The sequence below is a fragment of the Thioalkalivibrio sp. ALE22 genome, assembly GCF_000381445.1.
Classification (GTDB): domain Bacteria; phylum Pseudomonadota; class Gammaproteobacteria; order Ectothiorhodospirales; family Ectothiorhodospiraceae; genus Thioalkalivibrio.
Map to the genome: position 1 here is coordinate 124466 of NZ_KB906503.1, position 16969 is coordinate 141434.

Annotated in this window: 10 protein-coding genes and 1 riboswitch; of the genes, 6 read left to right on the forward strand and 4 right to left on the reverse strand. The window is 67.4% G+C overall.

Features of this window, described 5'->3' with window-relative positions; translation table 11 throughout:
• The first annotated feature begins 7 nt into the window (after positions 1-7).
• A complete protein-coding gene (locus tag F793_RS0106745; RefSeq protein WP_018881715.1) occupies positions 8-5770 on the forward strand; it encodes an Hpt domain-containing protein in 5763 nt (1920 codons plus the stop codon).
• Positions 5767-6258, forward strand: coding sequence for a hypothetical protein (locus F793_RS0106750; protein ID WP_018865948.1), 492 nt, complete (start codon positions 5767-5769; stop codon positions 6256-6258). The genes F793_RS0106745 and F793_RS0106750 overlap by 4 nt, the downstream gene beginning before the upstream one ends.
• 30 nt (positions 6259-6288) lie before the next feature.
• On the opposite strand, the gene F793_RS0106755 is transcribed toward F793_RS0106750, so the two are convergent.
• The 4 genes from F793_RS0106755 to metK form a co-directional block, all read right to left on the reverse strand.
• On the reverse strand, positions 6289-7032 hold the full coding sequence (locus F793_RS0106755; RefSeq protein ID WP_018881714.1) for a 16S rRNA (uracil(1498)-N(3))-methyltransferase: 744 nt from the start codon (positions 7030-7032) through the stop codon (positions 6289-6291).
• 5 nt (positions 7033-7037) lie between these two features.
• Positions 7038-7892 carry a methylenetetrahydrofolate reductase [NAD(P)H] gene (gene metF / locus F793_RS0106760; RefSeq protein ID WP_018881713.1) on the reverse strand — a complete coding sequence of 285 codons (855 nt, stop codon included), beginning with the start codon at positions 7890-7892 and terminating at the stop codon, positions 7038-7040.
• A 95-nt stretch (positions 7893-7987) separates the two neighbouring features.
• A complete protein-coding gene (ahcY, locus tag F793_RS0106765) occupies positions 7988-9400 on the reverse strand; it encodes an adenosylhomocysteinase (RefSeq protein WP_018875962.1) in 1413 nt (470 codons plus the stop codon).
• A gap of 19 nt (positions 9401-9419) precedes the next feature.
• Positions 9420-9501, reverse strand: a riboswitch (S-adenosyl-L-homocysteine riboswitch).
• Positions 9502-9534: 33 nt separating this feature from the next.
• A complete protein-coding gene (gene metK, locus F793_RS0106770) occupies positions 9535-10707 on the reverse strand; it encodes a methionine adenosyltransferase (RefSeq protein WP_018865944.1) in 1173 nt (390 codons plus the stop codon).
• A gap of 405 nt (positions 10708-11112) precedes the next feature.
• Between metK and tkt the strand changes: the two genes are divergently transcribed.
• The 4 genes from tkt (at position 11113) to pyk (ending at position 16939) form a co-directional block, all read left to right on the forward strand.
• Positions 11113-13113 carry a transketolase gene (tkt, locus tag F793_RS0106775; RefSeq protein WP_018881712.1) on the forward strand — a complete coding sequence of 667 codons (2001 nt, stop codon included), beginning with the start codon at positions 11113-11115 and terminating at the stop codon, positions 13111-13113.
• A 41-nt stretch (positions 13114-13154) separates the two neighbouring features.
• Positions 13155-14153: a type I glyceraldehyde-3-phosphate dehydrogenase gene (gene gap, locus F793_RS0106780; RefSeq protein ID WP_018881711.1), complete on the forward strand. Its 999-nt coding sequence runs from the start codon at positions 13155-13157 to the stop codon at positions 14151-14153.
• A gap of 138 nt (positions 14154-14291) precedes the next feature.
• The gene (locus F793_RS0106785) at positions 14292-15470 is read left to right on the forward strand and encodes a phosphoglycerate kinase (protein ID WP_018865941.1); all 1179 of its coding nucleotides are present in this window, start codon (positions 14292-14294) and stop codon (positions 15468-15470) included.
• A 38-nt stretch (positions 15471-15508) separates the two neighbouring features.
• Positions 15509-16939, forward strand: coding sequence for a pyruvate kinase (gene pyk, locus F793_RS0106790; RefSeq protein ID WP_018875965.1), 1431 nt, complete (start codon positions 15509-15511; stop codon positions 16937-16939).
• The last annotated feature ends 30 nt before the right edge of the window (positions 16940-16969 follow it).

The window sequence follows — 16969 nt, forward strand, 5'->3', positions numbered from 1 at the left end:
CCGGCCGATGGCATCCAGCGCACTGAACTGGGTCCGCGACGAACTCGACAAGCTGTTTGTCGAGGTCCAGGACGCATTGCGGCGGTATTCCGACGACCCGACCTGCGGTGACTGCCTGGCCGAGGCGCGCAGTCGAGTCGAGCAGATCCGCAATACCCTGGTCATGGTCCAGGTCGAGAGCGTCGTCCTGATCCTCGACGAGATGCTCCAGGTCCTGGACGGACTGCAGCAGGCTGACGAGCCCAACGTGGCGGCCACCGAGCCCTTGCTGCGGGCGTCCCTGCAGCTTCCGGACTATCTCGAGAACGAGGGCGATGGCGAACTGCCCTCGCCGATGATCCTGGTCCCCCTGCTGAACGAGCTGCGCAGCAGCCGGGGGGCATCGCTGTTGCTGGACGTCGCGGCGCTGATGCCGGACCCGCAGGCCGTCGACGATGACCGCGTGGGTTCCGGTGGCGAGGTGCTGGACCCGGCGGCCCGGCTCCCGGTCCTGCAGCAGGCGCGCCGCCGTTTTCAGCGCGATCTCCTGGAACTGGTGCGCGGCGAGGATGCGACGGCACCGGCCGCACGCCTGCAGGCGACTGTCCGCACAGTCGAGGAGGTCGTCCCGGCGGGCGAGGCCCGCCGCCTGTTCTGGGTCGCCGGTGCGGTGCTGGAGGCGGTCGCCGCCGGGGGGGTCGAGGCCGATACCGACGTGCGGCGCCTGGTCGGGCGGGTCGATCGTGAACTCGGGCGCTACCTGAACGCGCTAACGGCCCACCTGGAAGCCGGCGATGCGGGTTCGGAGCCCGAATACGCGGCGCCTTCGGACCTGATCAAGACCCTGCTGTTTCACGTGGCCTGTGCCACTTCGGAAGGGGAGCAGACCCTAGCGGTGCGCGAGGTGTTCGGCCTCGACGGCCTCGGCCTCGAGGACGACGCCAGCAGGGTCGGTCGTTCGGTCTACGACAACCTGCGCCAGGCGCTGGAAGACGACCTCGCCGAGGTACGCGAGCGGCTGGACGTACTCATGCGCTCCCCGGTGCGCGGGGCCGAGGATCTGGCTCACCTGCGCGAACAGGTCGAGCGGATCGGTTCCACGCTCAGCCTGCTGGGTCTGGAGTCCGGGCAGGACCATACCGATGCCCTGGCGGCGTCGCTGACCCCCGAGCGTGCGGGCGAGGCCGACGAACAGGTCGACATGGTGCTGGCGGAACACCTGCTGGCTCTCGAATCCCTGCTCGAGTCCGGTCTGCGGCGGAAGAGCCACAGCCCCACGCCGCAGGCGGAGTTCGATCGCGCGCTGGCGGCCGCGGTCTACAAGGAGGCCCTGGTCGATGTTCGCCGGGTGCGTGACATCTTCCTTGGTTTCCTCGACGCCGGGGCGGAGGCCGGCGAGGGTGGCCTCGACGAGGCCCGCGAGGGCCTGCGGCGCATCGAGGGGGCCATGTCGATGTCGGGCTTCGAGGCACTGCATGCCCTCCTCGGTCCGCTGATCCGGCATCTGGATGCCCGCGCCGGCAGGGCGGCCACGGAGCTGGAGGAGGGCGAGGTCGAGGCCCTGGCCGAGGTCCTCAGCAGCATCGAGGTGGCCCTCGAGTCGTCCGGTCAGCCCTGGCGCGAACTGGACAGCGTGCACGAGCGCGGCATCGCGGCCTTGCAGCGCATCGGCGCGATCTCCGGTGGTGATGGCGCGGATGCGCCGCTGGCCGCGGTTCCCGAGGCCGGGGACGCCCCGGAGGCGGCGCCGGAGCACGACTCGGCCGAACCGGTGACTGACAACGAGGTGGCGTTCGACTCCGGCACGCTCGAGGATCGGCCGGCGGAGAACGCCCCGGAGCCGGGGGCCGAGGCCGGGATCCCCGCGACCGACGTCGCGGCCGCTGCACCCCCGACGAGCTCGGTGCCCGCTGGGGGACGTGATTCCCTGCCCTTTGACGATGCGGTGCTGGCGGACCAGGTGCGTGGCCCCGACGTCGATCCGGAGATCCTCGAGATCTTCCTCGAGGAGGCGGACGAGGAGGTGGCCAGCCTGACCCAGCATTTCCCGCTGTGGCAGTCCAACCCGGCGGACCTCGACACCCTCTCGGTGATCCGCCGCTCCTTCCATACCCTGAAGGGTTCGGGGCGGCTGGCCGGGGCCCTGCGTCTGGGCGAGTTCGCCTGGGCGGTGGAGTCCTTCCTCAATCGCCTGCTGGATTCCGGGCATGAGGCGGACCACGCCACCCTGCAGGTTATCGAGGACGCCATCGGGGTCCTGCCGGGCCTGGTGAGCGAGGTCCGGGATGACACCGGACCGGATACCCCCGTCCTCGATATCGCCCTGCGCCTGCGGGCCCTGGCCGGTGGCGAGCCGGAAACCGAGGCCGAGGCGGACGAAGAGCCCATGGCCCCCGCCGCTCCGTCGGGTGCGGAAGCCGAATTCGAGGCACTGGCGCGCACCCTGGATGATCTGGACGCCCCGGCCGCTGTGGCATCCAGCGAGACCCTGGAGCCTGTGGAGCCAGACCAGGATGAGGCTGCCGACGAACTCCTCCAGGAATCCGGTGCGTTCGTGCCGGACCTCCCGCCGGATGCGCTGGAGCCATCCGTCCCCGAGTCGGACGCGTCTGTTCCCGACGCAGAGCCGGAAGGGGAGTCAGCCCCGGTGGCGGGCAGCGACGACTTGCGGGCTTCCGCGCCGGATGTCGAACCGCTGGATCTGGACGATCTCGAGCTCCCGGCCGATGCCTTCGAGGTGACGGAAGAGATCCTGGAGGGGGGCGACTCGCTGCCCGTGGAGGGCGCGCTCGAGCCGGAGGCCGATACCCCGGAACTGGAGGGGGTTGCGCCCGGAGAGCCGGGGATCGACGAACCGGCACCGGACGAGGGGGACCTCGCGGAGGCCTCGGCGGGAGACTCGGCCGCGCGCATGGAGACCGACCCACAGCTATGGCAGGTCTTTGCCGCCGAGGCCCAGGTGCACCTGCTCACCCTGCGGGGCTGGCTGGATGAATCGCAATGGCGCCCGGACCGGATCCCGAATCATGATCTGGAGCGCGCGCTGCACACCCTGAACGGCAGCGCGCGCACGGCGGACATCCGCGGTATCTACTCGGTCTGCGGCCCGTTCGAGCGCCTGATTCGCATCCACCGGGATATGGAATGGGCCCTGTCGGGCGAGGCCGTCGAGCTGCTACGCCGGCTGGAGACCTACGTCGCCGAGGCGGTGGCCGACGAGGAACCCGATCCGGCCAAGGTGCTGGATCCGCCGTCCTGGGCCCCCGAGGTCTACGCCCTGCTGGATCATGCGACCGCCGAGCAACTGCTGCGTGCCGAGGAGCAGTCCAACGAGGAGGAATCGCCGGAATTCGACGAACCCGAAGCCGCCGAAGCGGTGCCCGAGGTGTCCTCGGTGCCGGAAGCGGGCGCCGAGCCCGAGCCCGAGCTGGAGATCGACTGGGAGTTTGCCGAGGTCTTCATCGAGGAGGCCCGGGATATCCTGGAGGCCGCGTTCGCCGCCCTCCATGGCTGGCGCGAGGCCGGGGGGCGGCCCGGTCCGGACCAGAACGCCTTCCAGCGCGAGGTGCATACCCTGAAGGGCAGTGCCCGCATGGCCGGTTTCACTGTGGTCGGCGCCATCGCGCACGCGCTCGAGAGCGCGCTGAGCGTGGAGACCGAGACCGGTCTCGAGCCGCGCGATGGCTTCTTCCAGCTCACCGAGCGCGCCCTGACGGATGTCCAGCATCTGGTGGAGCGCGGGGTCGGGGCCTGGCAGATGGACGAGTCGGCCAGCGAATCGCTGCCGGCGCTGCGGAGCTGGGCCGCCGGCGAGGCCGGCGAATCGCCCGAGCCTGAGGCGGGCGCACCAGCGGAGACCGAGGCCGATGCGGGCGACGCGGAGACCGACGCACCGGCTGCCGAGGCGGCAATGCCGGCCGCAGCGGGGGACCAGCGCAGCCACGAGCCGCCGGAATCCGAGGGGCGCCGTATTCAGGACCAGGTCCGCATGGACGCCGAGGTCCTCGACAGCCTGGTGAACAACGCCGGCGAGTTGGCAACCTTCCATCGTCGATTCGAGCAGACGGTCGGGCGGGTCGAGGGCCAGGTCGACGAACTCGAGCGCACCATCGCGCGTCTGCGCGACCAGCTGCGCAAGCTCGAGATCGAGACCGAGGCGCAGATCCTGTTCCGGGTGGAGGAGGAGAGTGGCGAGGAGGCCCTGGACTTCGATCCGCTGGAGATGGACCGCTACTCCGGGATCCAGCAGCTGTCGCGGGCCCTGGCCGAAAGTGTCAGTGACCTCGAGGCCCTCAAGCAGGAAGTCGGCGACGAACTCCAGAATGCCGGCGGCATCCTGCTGCAGCAGCGCCGCGTCGGCACGGACCTGCAGGATCAGCTGATGCGCCAGCGTATGGTGCGTTTCGCCCGCATGGCGCCCCGTCTGCGCCGCGTGGTGCGCCAGGCGGGCGAGGATCTCGGCAAGCCGGTGCGGGTGGAGTTCACCGGCCAGGGGGCCGAACTCGACCGCGCCCTGCTGGAACGACTGGTGTCGCCCCTGGAACACCTGCTGCGCAATGCCATCGCCCATGGTATCGAGGCACCGGCCGAGCGCGAGCAGGCGCGCAAGCCGGCCCAGGGTCAGATCGATGTCAGCCTGGAGCAGTCGGGCAGCGAGATCCGTCTGCAGGTGACCGACGATGGTCGTGGCATCGACGCCGAGGCCATCCGCGCCCGCGCGCTCGAGCGCGGGTTGATCGCCCCCGATGCCGAAGTCTCGGACGCCCAGGCCCTGCAGCTGATCCTGCAGTCCGGCTTCTCCACCGCTGCGGAGGTCTCTCAGGTGGCCGGTCGCGGGGTAGGCCTGGACGTGGTGAACAGCGATGTGAAGCAGCTCGGCGGCACGCTGGAGATCCAGTCGACGCCCGGCAAGGGCTCGCGCTTCACCATGCGCCTGCCGTTCACGCTGGCCATCTCCCAGGCCCTGCTGGTCCAGGTGGGCGAGGAGACCTTCGCGGTCCCGATGGCCTCGGTCGAGGGCGTGGTCCGCGCCCGCGCCGAAGAGATCGACTCGCAGGACGCCAAGGCGACCTACAACTACATCGGGCAGGACTACGAGGTGCGTGGCTTGGGCGACCTGATGGGCGTGGAGAGCCAGGCCGGGGTCGAGCACTTCCCGGATCATCCCTTCCCGCTGTTGCTGGTGCGGGCGGATGACCGGCGCGTGGCCCTGCGCATCGACGGCCTGCTGGGCAGTCAGGAGGTCGTGGTGAAGTCGGTGGGCCCGGTGCTGAGTCGCATCCCGGGGGTGGCGGGTGCCACCCTGCAGGGCGACGGCTCGGTGATGCTGATTCTGGACCTCAGTATGCTGGTGCGCTTTGCCGAGGCCACCGCGTCGCTGCCGGAAGCCCCGCAGGCAGTATCCGAGGCCTCGAGCTCGAAGCGGATTATGGTGGTCGACGACTCGATCACGATCCGCAAGGTCACGGCCCGTCTGCTGACCCGCCACGGCTACGACGTGGTGACCGCGCGCGATGGTCTGGACGCCGTGGGTCTGCTCGACGAGCGCCGGCCGCAACTGATCCTGCTGGATGTCGAGATGCCGCGCATGGATGGCTTCGAGTTTGCCGCCCATGTGCGGGACCACCCGGACTTCGGGCAGGTGCCGATCATCATGATCACCTCGCGCAGCGGCACCAAGCACCGGGAGCGGGCCGACCGCCTCGGGGTGAATGGTTATCTGGGCAAGCCGTATCTGGAGAATGATCTGCTGAATGCCATCCGCGAGCAGCTGCAGGAGGTGCCGGCATGAGCGACGACGCACAGACCCAGGCGGTCGAGGCCGTGATCGTGCAGCTGGACACAGGCTCCATCCTGCTGCCGCGCAGCGCCTTTCTCGAGGTCACCACCCGCGCGGGTGCCGTGGAGCAGGACGCCGAACACCCGGAGATCCCCTGGCTGGAGCCCAGCCTGGTCTGGCAGGACGTGCAGGTGCCGGTGATCAACGTGAATCAGCTGCTGGACCCTGGCCGCGACAGCGGCGAGGACCGTCGCCGCTTTACCCGCCTGCTGGTGATGCAGGCGGTCATGCAGCCGGAGCACCTGCCGTTCTATGCGCTCGAGGTGCGCGGGACGCCGCACCCTGTGCAGATCACCCCGCAGAACATCTACGCGCTGGAAGATTCCGACGCCACCCCCTGGTCCTGGCGGGTGAAGGCCTCCGGTGTGACCACGCACCTGCTGCGCCTCGACACCCTCGAACAGCGCCTGCTGGAGATTGCCGAGGCCCAGCCGGCCTGAGGCCGCATTGGTCTCCGGGCGGGACGGGCGTTATCCCTGCAGGTCGCCCAGGCGGGCCTGGACCAGGGTCAGCAGGGCCATCGCGGCGGTTTCGGTGCGCAGGGTGCGCGGGCCCATCCCGACCCCCAGGAATCCCCGGTCCTGTGCCAGCGCGATCTCCGCGGGCGTGAGGCCGCCTTCCGGCCCGACGAACAGCGCGACCGCCGCTGGTCGGCTGCGGCCGTCCAGGCGCGCATCCAGTCCCGGCGCCCTTTCCTCGGCAAGCAAGGCCAGGGTGTCATGCCAGCCCGACAGAACCGTGTCCGGTGGAGCGGGTTCCTGCAACTGGGGGAGCTCGTTGCGCCCGCACTGTTCCGCTGCGGCGCGCAGGATCCCCTGCCAGTGACGCTGGCGCTTGTCCAGGCCCTTGTGGGCGGCGGCCGAACGCGAGCGTTCGCAGAGTACCGGACGGATGGACTGCACGCCCAGCTCCACGGCCTTCTGGATCGCCAGGTCCATGTGATCGCCGCGGGCAATGCCCTGGAGCAGGTGGATCGGAAAGGCAGGGTGGGTCGGCGGCGCGGCACGCTCGCCCAGGTGGAAGGTGCCGTCGCGGCGACCGTTCAGTTCGAGCGTGGCCTCGAATTCGTTGCCAAGGCCGTCAAAGACGCGGCAGGGGGCGCCGCTCTTCAGGCGCAGGACCGTGGTGGCGTAGTGCAGGCGGTCCTGCGGGGCGGGAAGCGACCGCCCCGCGGCCAGTGCCTCGGATTCGAGCAGCAGCCGGGGGCAGCGCACGGGGGCTACTTCCGGTTGTCGAGGTCCAGGGCCTTCCAGATCTGTTCGGTCGGCCCGGCCTGGTTCATCGAATAGAAGTGGATCCCGGGGGCACCCTTGTTCAGCACGTCATCGGTCAGGCGCGTGGCGACCTCGATACCAAACTTGCGGATCGACTCCTTGTCGTCACCAAAGGCCTCCATCCGCTTGCGGATATAGCGCGGGATCTCGGCACCGCACATCTCGGAGAAGCGCACGATCTGGGTGTAGTTGGTGATCGGCATGATCCCGACAATGATCGGGATGGTGATGCCCATCTTCTCCACCCGTTCCATGAAGGCCTCGTAGGCGTCCACGTTGTAGAAGTACTGGGTGATCGCGGCGTCCGCGCCGGCGTCCACCTTGGTCTTGAAGTTCTCCAGGTCCTTCTCGGCGTTCGGCGCCTGCGGATGGAACTCCGGATAGGCCGCGACCTCGATCTTGAACTGGTCACCGAACTCGGCGCGCACAAACTCCACCAGCTCGGAGGCGTAGCGGAAATCGCCGCCGGAGTTCTTGGTGCCGGACGGCAGGTCGCCGCGCAGCGCGACGATGCGGTTCACCCCGATGTCGCGGTAGGTCGCCAGCAGCTCGTGCAGCTCGCCCCTGGTCGAGGAGATACAGGAGACGTGCGGGGCGGCGGGGATGCCGTCGTTAGTGATGATGTCCTTGACCGTCTCCAGAGTGCGGTCGCGGGTGGACCCCCCGGCGCCGAAGGTGACGGAATAGAACTCGGGATTCAGGGCGCCCAGGCGCTTGCGGGCCTTGGCCAGTCGCTCGGCTCCGGCCTCGTCCTTGGGCGGGAAAAACTCAACGCTGTAGACGCGTTCTTGTGCAGACATGTTTGTCCTCCAGACAAAAAGAAGGCGGACCGCACGAACATGCGGCCCGCCCCGGCGTTCACATTAACAACGAATTGAAATGTGAGGCTGGCCGATCAGTAGCGGTAGTGTTCCGGCTTGAACGGGCCATCCACCGGCAGACCCAGGTACTTGGCCTGTTCGTCGGTCAGGCGGGTCAGGTTGGCACCCAGCTTCTTCAGGTGCAGCTGCGCGACCTTCTCGTCCAGGTGCTTCGGCAGCACGTAGACGTTCTTGTCGTACTGGTCACCCTTGGTCCACAGCTCGATCTGAGCCAGGGTCTGGTTGGTGAAGGAGTTGGACATCACGAAGCTCGGATGACCGGTGCCGCAGCCCAGGTTCACCAGGCGGCCTTCGGCCAGCATGATGATCCGGTTGCCGTTCGGCAGGATGATGTGGTCAACCTGCGGCTTGATGTTCTCCCACTCGTACTTGCGCATCGCAGCCACGGCGATCTCGGAGTCGAAGTGACCGATGTTGCAGACGATGGCCTGATCCTTCATGCGGGTCATGTGATCTTCGGTGATCACGTCCTTGTTGCCGGTGGCGGTAACGAAGATCTCGGCCTTGTCGGCCGCTTCTTCCATCGTGACCACGCGGAAGCCTTCCATCGAGGCCTGCAGGGCGCAGATCGGGTCGATCTCGGTGATCCACACGGTGGCACCGAGGCCGGCCAGCGACTGGGCGGCACCCTTGCCGACGTCACCGTAACCGGCAACCACGGCGATCTTGCCCGCGATCATCACGTCGGTGGCGCGCTTGATGGAGTCCACGGTGGACTCGCGGCAGCCGTACAGGTTGTCGAACTTGGACTTGGTGACCGAGTCGTTGACGTTGATCGCCGGGAAGGCCAGCTCGCCGTCCTTCGCCATCTGGTACAGGCGATGGACACCGGTGGTGGTTTCTTCGGTCACGCCCTGGATCTTGGCGAGCATGTCGGAGTACCAGGTCGGCTGTTCGGCCAGGCGTTCCTTGATCTTGGCGAACAGGGCTTCTTCTTCCTCGTTCTCCGGCTTGGCGATGACCGACTGGTCCTTCTCGGCCTTGGCGCCCAGGTGCAGCAGCAGCGTGGCGTCACCACCGTCGTCCAGGATCATGTTGGCGCCACCGTCGAATTCGAAGATGCGGTGGCAGTAGTCCCAGTACTCTTCCAGGGTTTCGCCCTTCACGGCGAAGACCGGGGTGCCGTTGTCGGCGATCGCGGCCGCGGCGTGGTCCTGGGTGGAGTAGATGTTGCAGGAGGCCCAGCGCACGTCGGCACCCAGGGCTTCCAGGGTCTGGATCAGCACCGCGGTCTGGATGGTCATGTGCAGGGAGCCGGCGATCTTCGCGCCCTTCAGCGGCTTGGAGGCCGCGAACTCTTCGCGCGTCTGGATCAGACCGGGCATCTCGGTTTCGGCGATCGCGATTTCCTTGCGGCCGAATTCGGCAAGGTTGATGTCCTTGACGACGTAATCGGTCGTTTTCTTGTCGTTCATCACAGCATTCATGGATTAACTTCTCCGTCTATCTGGATGAGCGCCGTGTTCACGTTTCAGGGGAGCATCCGGCTGAGCCTGACGGTTAAACCGCTGCAGCGCTCCTCAGCCGGATGGGTATTTCGCTTACAAAATGTCGGGTGCTCTTAGAGGCCCGCCATCTTCTTAAGTTCCTCGGCCTTGTCGGTGCGCTCCCAGGGGAGGTCGACGTCTTCGCGGCCGAAGTGACCGTAGGCGGCAGTCGGCTTGTAGATCGGGCGCAGCAGATCCATCATCTGGACCAGACCCCACGGACGCAGGTCAAACGCTTCGCGGACGAAGCCTTCGATCTTGCGGTCATCCAGCTTGCCGGTGCCGAAGGTGTCGACGGTGATCGAGGTCGGTTCGGCCACGCCGATGGCGTAGGAGACCTGGATCTCGCACTTGTCGGCCAGGCCGGCGGCGACGATGTTCTTGGCCACGTAGCGGCCGGCGTAGGCAGCGGAACGGTCCACCTTGGACGGGTCCTTGCCGGAGAACGCGCCACCACCGTGACGGGCCATGCCGCCGTAGGTGTCGACGATGATCTTGCGGCCGGTCAGACCGGCATCGCCCACGGGACCACCGATCTCGAACTTGCCGGTCGGATTGATGTGGATCTGGTCGTCGGAGACCTGGCTCAGCCACTCGGCCGGCAGGACCTTCTTGAAGATCTCTTCGTAGACCGCTTCCTTCAGGTCCTTCTGCGAGATGTCCGGGCTGTGCTGGGTGGACAGGACCACCGCGTCCAGGCCGGCCGGCTTGCCGTCTTCATAGCGCAGAGAGACCTGGCTCTTGGCGTCCGGGCGCAGCCACGGCAGCTTGCCGCTCTTCATCAGTTCGGACTGGATACGCACCATCTTGTGGGCGTAGAAGATCGGGGCGGGCATCAGGGTGTCGGTCTCGCGCGCGGCGTAGCCGAACATCAGGCCCTGGTCGCCGGCGCCCTGGGTGGCGCGGTCGGAGACGTCGCGGTCCACACCCATGGCGATGTCCTGGGACTGTTCGCCCAGCACGTTCAGCACGGCGCAGGTCTTGCCGTCGAAGCCCTTGTCGGAGTCGTCGTAGCCGATCTCGCAGACCGTCTCGCGCACCAGCTTCTCGTAGTCGATCTGCGCGCCGGTGGTGATCTCGCCCAGCAGCATGACCATGCCGGTCTTGGTGGCGGTTTCGCAGGCGATACGGGCGTGCGGATCCTGCTCGATGATGGCGTCGACGATGGTGTCGGAGACCAGGTCGGCCATCTTGTCGGGGTGACCCGCAGAGACCGACTCGGAAGTGAAGATGTAATCGTTGGACATTAGGCGTTCCTTTATGGTCGTTTCCATTTAGTTTTGCGCAAAACGACCGCTAGTGTAACGCGACTCGCGGGATTTTTCTAAGCCCCTCCCCGGCGAGGGTAGGGGCATGTGCCCCCCTGGTCGGTGGCGAGGGCGCAGCGTGGCGCGCCCTGGGGGCGACTTGCCCCGGTGCGCGAAAGTGGCCAAAATGCACCGCGTTTGATGGGGAGAGCTGCCCGCCGCGCTGGCTGCGCCGTCGGGTGGTACCTGCTCCCGCAGGCTGCTCGGGCCGCCGCGCGCCGGAGCGCCGGCCGATAACCGTGAGCCCCTCGTTCGGCCGACTCGTCCGGGTCGGTCGCCGCTGTCGCCTCGCGCCGCCGCCCGCCATCAGCCAAACCCAACACTACTTTAGAGCAGGAGATCAGCATGCCGACCCGTAGAGAGCTTGCCAACGCCATCCGCGCCCTGTCGATGGACGCGGTTCAGAAGGCCAATTCCGGTCACCCGGGTGCGCCGATGGGGATGGCAGACATCGCCGAGGTGCTGTGGAACGACTACATGCAGCATAACCCGGCGAACCCGAGCTGGCCGGATCGCGACCGCTTCGTGATGTCCAACGGCCACGGCTCCATGCTGGTCTACTCCCTGCTGCACCTGACCGGCTACGACCTGCCGATGGACGAGATCAAGCAGTTCCGTCAGCTGCACTCCAAGACCCCGGGTCACCCCGAATACGGTTACACCGCCGGCGTCGAGACCACCACCGGGCCGCTGGGCCAGGGGATCTCCAACGCGGTGGGCATGGCGCTGGCCGAGAAGATGATGGCCGCCCACTTCAATCAGCCCGGGCACAACATCGTCGACCACAACACCTACGCCTTCCTCGGCGACGGCTGCATGATGGAAGGGATCTCCCACGAGACCTGCGCGCTGGCCGGCACCCTGGGCCTGGGCAAGCTGATCGCCTTCTGGGATGACAACGGCATCTCCATCGACGGCGAAGTCGAGGGCTGGTTCACCGACGACACCCCGGGCCGCTTCGAGGCCTACGGCTGGCACGTGGTGCGCGGCGTGGACGGCCACGACGCCGATGCGGTCAAGGCCGCGATCGAAGAGGCCCGCAAGCACAGCGACAAGCCGAGCCTGATCTGCTGCCGCACCGTGATCGGCTTCGGTTCGCCGAACAAGTCCGGCAAGGAAGAGTGCCACGGCGCCGCCCTCGGCGACGACGAAGTGGCCCTGACCCGCAAGGAGCTGGGCTGGAACCACGGCCCGTTCGAGATTCCGGACGATATCTACGCTGGCTGGAGCGCGAAGGACAAGGGTGCCAAGGCCGAGTCCGAGTGGAAGGAGCGCTTTGCCGCGTACAAGCAGGCGCACCCGGAACTGGCCGCCGAGTTCGAACGCCGCATCGCCGGTGATCTGCCCGCCGACTGGAGCGAGAAGGCCAGTGCCTTCATCAAGGAGACCGTCGAGAAGGCCGAGAAGGTTGCCTCGCGCAAGGCCTCGCAGAACACCATCGGCGGTTACGCCCCGGCGCTGCCGGAACTGCTGGGCGGCTCCGCCGACCTGGCCGGGTCCAACCTGACCATGTACAGCGGTTCCAAGGGCGTCAGCAAGGACGACGCCGCCGGCAACTACGTGTTCTACGGCGTGCGCGAGTTCGGCATGGCCGCGATCATGAACGGCATCGCCCTGCACGGCGGCTTCATCCCGTACGGCGGCACCTTCCTGATCTTCTCGGACTACGCCCGCAACGGCATCCGCATGTCCGCGCTGATGAAGCAGCGCGTGATGTACGTGCTGACCCATGACTCCATCGGTCTCGGTGAAGACGGCCCGACCCACCAGCCGGTCGAGCAGACCCCGAGCCTGCGCCTGATCCCGAACCTCAATGTGTGGCGTCCCTGCGACGCGGTCGAGACCGCGGTGGCCTGGAAGGCCGGCATTGAGCGCACCGACGGCCCGTCCGCGTTCATCCTGTCGCGTCAGGGCCTGCCGCACATGGAACGTGATGGCGAGCAGCTCGCCAACATCGCCCGCGGCGGCTACGTGCTGAAGGACTGCGACGGCACCCCCGACCTGATCCTCATCGCCACCGGTTCCGAGGTCGAGCTGGCCGTCCAGGCCGCCGACGAACTGGCCGGCGAGGGCAAGAAGGTGCGCGTGGTCTCCATGCCCTGCGTCGAGTTGTTCGAACAGCAGGACCCGGCCTACCGCGAGGCCGTGCTGCCGAACGCGGTGCGTGCGCGGGTCGCCATCGAGGCCGGCGCAACGACCACCTGGTACAAGTTCACCGGCCTCGACGGCGCGGTGTTCGGGCTGGACCGCTTCGGCGAGTCCGCTCCGGGGGGCGCCCTGTTCGACTACTTCGGCTTCAAGCCGGCGAACGTCGCCCAGGTCGCGCGTGACGTGCTGAACGGCTGAGTCCGCAACGATTTCGCATAAGCAATAGAGAGGAGACTCCCATGTCTATCAAGGTTGGTATCAACGGCTTCGGTCGTATCGGTCGCATGGCCTTCCGCGCCATCGCCAAGGACTTCCCGAACCTGCAGGTGGTCGGCATCAACGACCTGCTGGACCCGGAATACCTGGCCTACATGCTGCGCTACGACTCCGTGCACGGCCGCTTCGACGGCGACATCAGCGTCGACGGCGACCACCTGGTGGTGAACGGCAACCGCATTCGCCTGACCGCCGAGAAGGATCCGGCCGCGCTGAAGTGGGGCGACATCAACGCCGACATCGTGATCGAGTCCACCGGCCTGTTCCTGACCGCCGAGACCGCCCAGAAGCACCTGGACGCCGGCGCCAAGAAGGTGGTGATGTCCGCGCCGTCCAAGGACGACACTCCGATGTTCGTCTACGGCGTGAACCACGGTCACTACGCGGGCCAGAACATGGTCTCTGCCGCCTCCTGCACCACCAACGCCCTGGCCCCGGTGGCCAAGGTGCTGAACGACACCTGGGGCATCAAGCGTGGCCTGATGACCACCGTGCACGCCGCCACCGCGACCCAGAAGACCGTCGACGGCCCGTCCATGAAGGACTGGCGCGGCGGCCGCGGCATCCTGGAGAACATCATTCCGTCCTCCACCGGTGCGGCCAAGGCTGTGGGCAAGGTGCTGCCGGAACTGAACGGCAAGCTGACCGGCATGGCCTTCCGTGTGCCGACCTCCGACGTCTCCGTGGTCGACCTGACCGTGGAACTGAACGGCGACGCCAAGTACGACGACGTCTGCGCGGCCATGAAGAAGGCGGCCGAAGGCGAGCTGAAGGGCGTGCTGGGATACACCGACGAGCTGGTGGTCTCCACGGACTTCCGTGGCTACACCGCCCCGTCCGTATTCGATGCCGGCGCCGGCATCCAGCTGGACCCGACCTTCGTGAAGGTCGTCGCCTGGTACGACAACGAGTACGGCTACACCTGCAACATGCTGCGCATGGTGGAGCACGTCGCCAAGTAATGGCGGATGGCCGGGCCCTCTCCGGGGTCCGGCCGTTTCTCTTCCCGGGTCCAGAGGCCTGGGGCCAGTCCCTTCGGGGACTAGCCCGAAGCCTTTTTCCTTTTCTTTCTTTTCAACCGTATTTCGAGAGGTACTCCCATGTCTGTCATCAAGATGACCGATCTCGACCTGCAGGGTCGCCGCGTACTGGTGCGTCAGGATCTGAACGTCCCGGTGAAGGACGGCAAGGTCACCTCCGACGCCCGCATCCGTGCGAGCCTCGAGACCGTGCAGAAGGCGCTGGACGGCGGCGCCGCCGTGATGCTGATGTCGCACCTGGGCCGCCCCACCGAGGGTGAGTTCTCCGAGGAGGATTCCCTGGCCCCGGTCGCCGAGCACATGGCCGGTCTGCTGGGCCGAGAGGTGCGTCTGGTGCGCGATTACCTCGACGGTGTGGACGCCCAGCCGGGCGAGGTGATCCTGCTTGAGAACGTGCGTTTCAACGCCGGCGAGAAAAAGGACGACGAGGCCCTGGCGAAGAAGTACGCGGCCCTGTGCGACGTGTTCGTGATGGACGCCTTCGGCACCGCCCACCGCGCCCAGGCCTCGACCCACGGCGTGGCGAAGTTCGCCCCGCAGGCCTGTGCCGGCCCGCTGCTGGCCAAGGAGCTGGAGGCCCTCGGCCATGCCCTGGAGACCCCGAAGCGCCCGCTGGTGGCCATCGTCGGCGGCTCCAAGGTCTCGACCAAGCTGACCGTGCTGGAGTCGCTGTCCAACGTGGTGGATCAGCTGATCGTCGGCGGCGGGATCGCCAACACCTTCATCGCCGCCCAGGGCCACAGCGTGGGCAAGTCGCTGTTTGAAGCCGACCTGGTGGACGAGTCCAAGCGCCTGATGGAGGCGGCCCGGGCGAAGGGTGGCGAGATCCCGGTCCCCACCGACGTGACCGTGGGCAAGGAATTCTCCGAATCGACCCCGGCCGAGACCAAGTCGGTCGACGCGGTGGCCGATGACGACATGATCTTCGACGTCGGCCCCGAGACCGCGGCGACCTACGCCGAGGCCCTGCGCAACGCCGGCACCATCGTCTGGAACGGCCCGGTGGGTGTGTTCGAGTTCGACCAGTTCGCCGGTGGCACCAAGGCCCTGGGCGAGGCCATCGCCGAGAGCAACGCGTTCTCCATCGCCGGTGGGGGCGACACCCTGGCCGCGATCGACAAGTACAACCTGGCCGATCGCATCAGCTATATCTCCACCGGCGGTGGCGCCTTCCTCGAGTTCCTAGAAGGCAAGACCTTGCCAGCCGTCGCCATCCTGGAAGAACGCGCCAAGGGCTGACGCCCGGGCGCGTCCACCGCTGACGGAGATCGACGCGGATGAGACGTACCAAGATCGTGGCCACCCTCGGGCCGGCCACGGACAGCGACGATGCCATGGAGGCCATCATCCGGGCGGGTGTGGATGTGGTCCGGCTGAACTTTTCGCATGGCGACCCGGACGACCATCGTCAGCGCCTGGCTCGGTTGCGCGCGGCCTCCGAGCGCGCCGGACGCTGTGTCGGGGTCCTCGGTGACCTGCAGGGGCCGAAGATCCGGATCGACCGGTTCCAGCAGGGCAAGGTGCATCTGGAAGAGGGCGCGCCCTTCGCGCTGGATGCCGAGCTGGATCGGGATGCCGGGGATGCCACCCAGGTGGGGCTGACCTACAAGGACCTGCCGGCCGATGTGGTGCCGGAGGATATCCTGCTGCTGGACGACGGCCGCATCGTGCTGAAGGTCAAGGCGGTGAAGGGCAGCCGGATCGAGACCACGGTGCAGGTCGGCGGGGAGCTGTCCAACAACAAGGGTATCAATCGCCAGGGCGGCGGACTCTCCGCTCCGGCGATCACGGACAAGGACCGCGAGGACATCCGCCTGGCCGCCGAGCTGCAGGTGGACTACCTCGCCGTGTCCTTCCCGCGTTCCGCGCAGGACCTGCACCTGGCGCGCAGCCTGCTGAAGGATGCCGGCTGGGAGGCCGGGATCTGCGCCAAGATCGAGCGCTCCGAGGCCCTGGAGGTGATCGACGAGATCATCGCCGCCTCCGAGGTGATCATGATCGCGCGCGGCGATCTGGGTGTGGAGATTGGTGACGCCGAGCTGCCGGGCGTGCAGAAGACCCTGATCACCCGGGCACGGACCCTCAATCGTCTGGTCATCACCGCGACCCAGATGATGGAGACCATGATCCAGAACCCGATCCCGACCCGCGCCGAGGTGTTCGACGTGGCGAATGCGGTGCTCGACGGCACCGACGCGGTGATGCTCTCCGGCGAGACCGCCACCGGGCGCTACCCGGCGCGCGTGGTCACCAGCATGGACCGGATCTGCGAGGCCGCGGAGCGTCAGCGCGCCGCGCGTCAGTCCGACCATCGCATGGATTCGACCTTCGGCCGGGTCGACGAGGCCATCGCGATGGCCACCATGTACACGGCGAACCATCTGGATGTCGCCGCGATCGCCGCGCTGACCGAGTCCGGCTCCACCGCACTGTGGATGTCGCGCATCAGTTCGGGCATCCCGATCTACGCGCTCACCCAGCACGAGTCCACCAGCCGCCGCATGACGCTATATCGCGGCGTCTACCCGGTGACCCTGAACCCGATCCCCGAGAGCCACGAAAGTGTGAACCGTGAAGCGGTGAACTTGCTCAAGGCCGAGGGCGTCGTGCAGGATGGCGGGCTGGTTATCATTACGAAGGGCGACCTGCAGGGCGAGCATGGCGGTACCAACGCCATGAAGATCGTGCGCGTCGGCGAACTGGCCTGACCCGCGCACCGCCCGTGGTCGAGCAGTCAA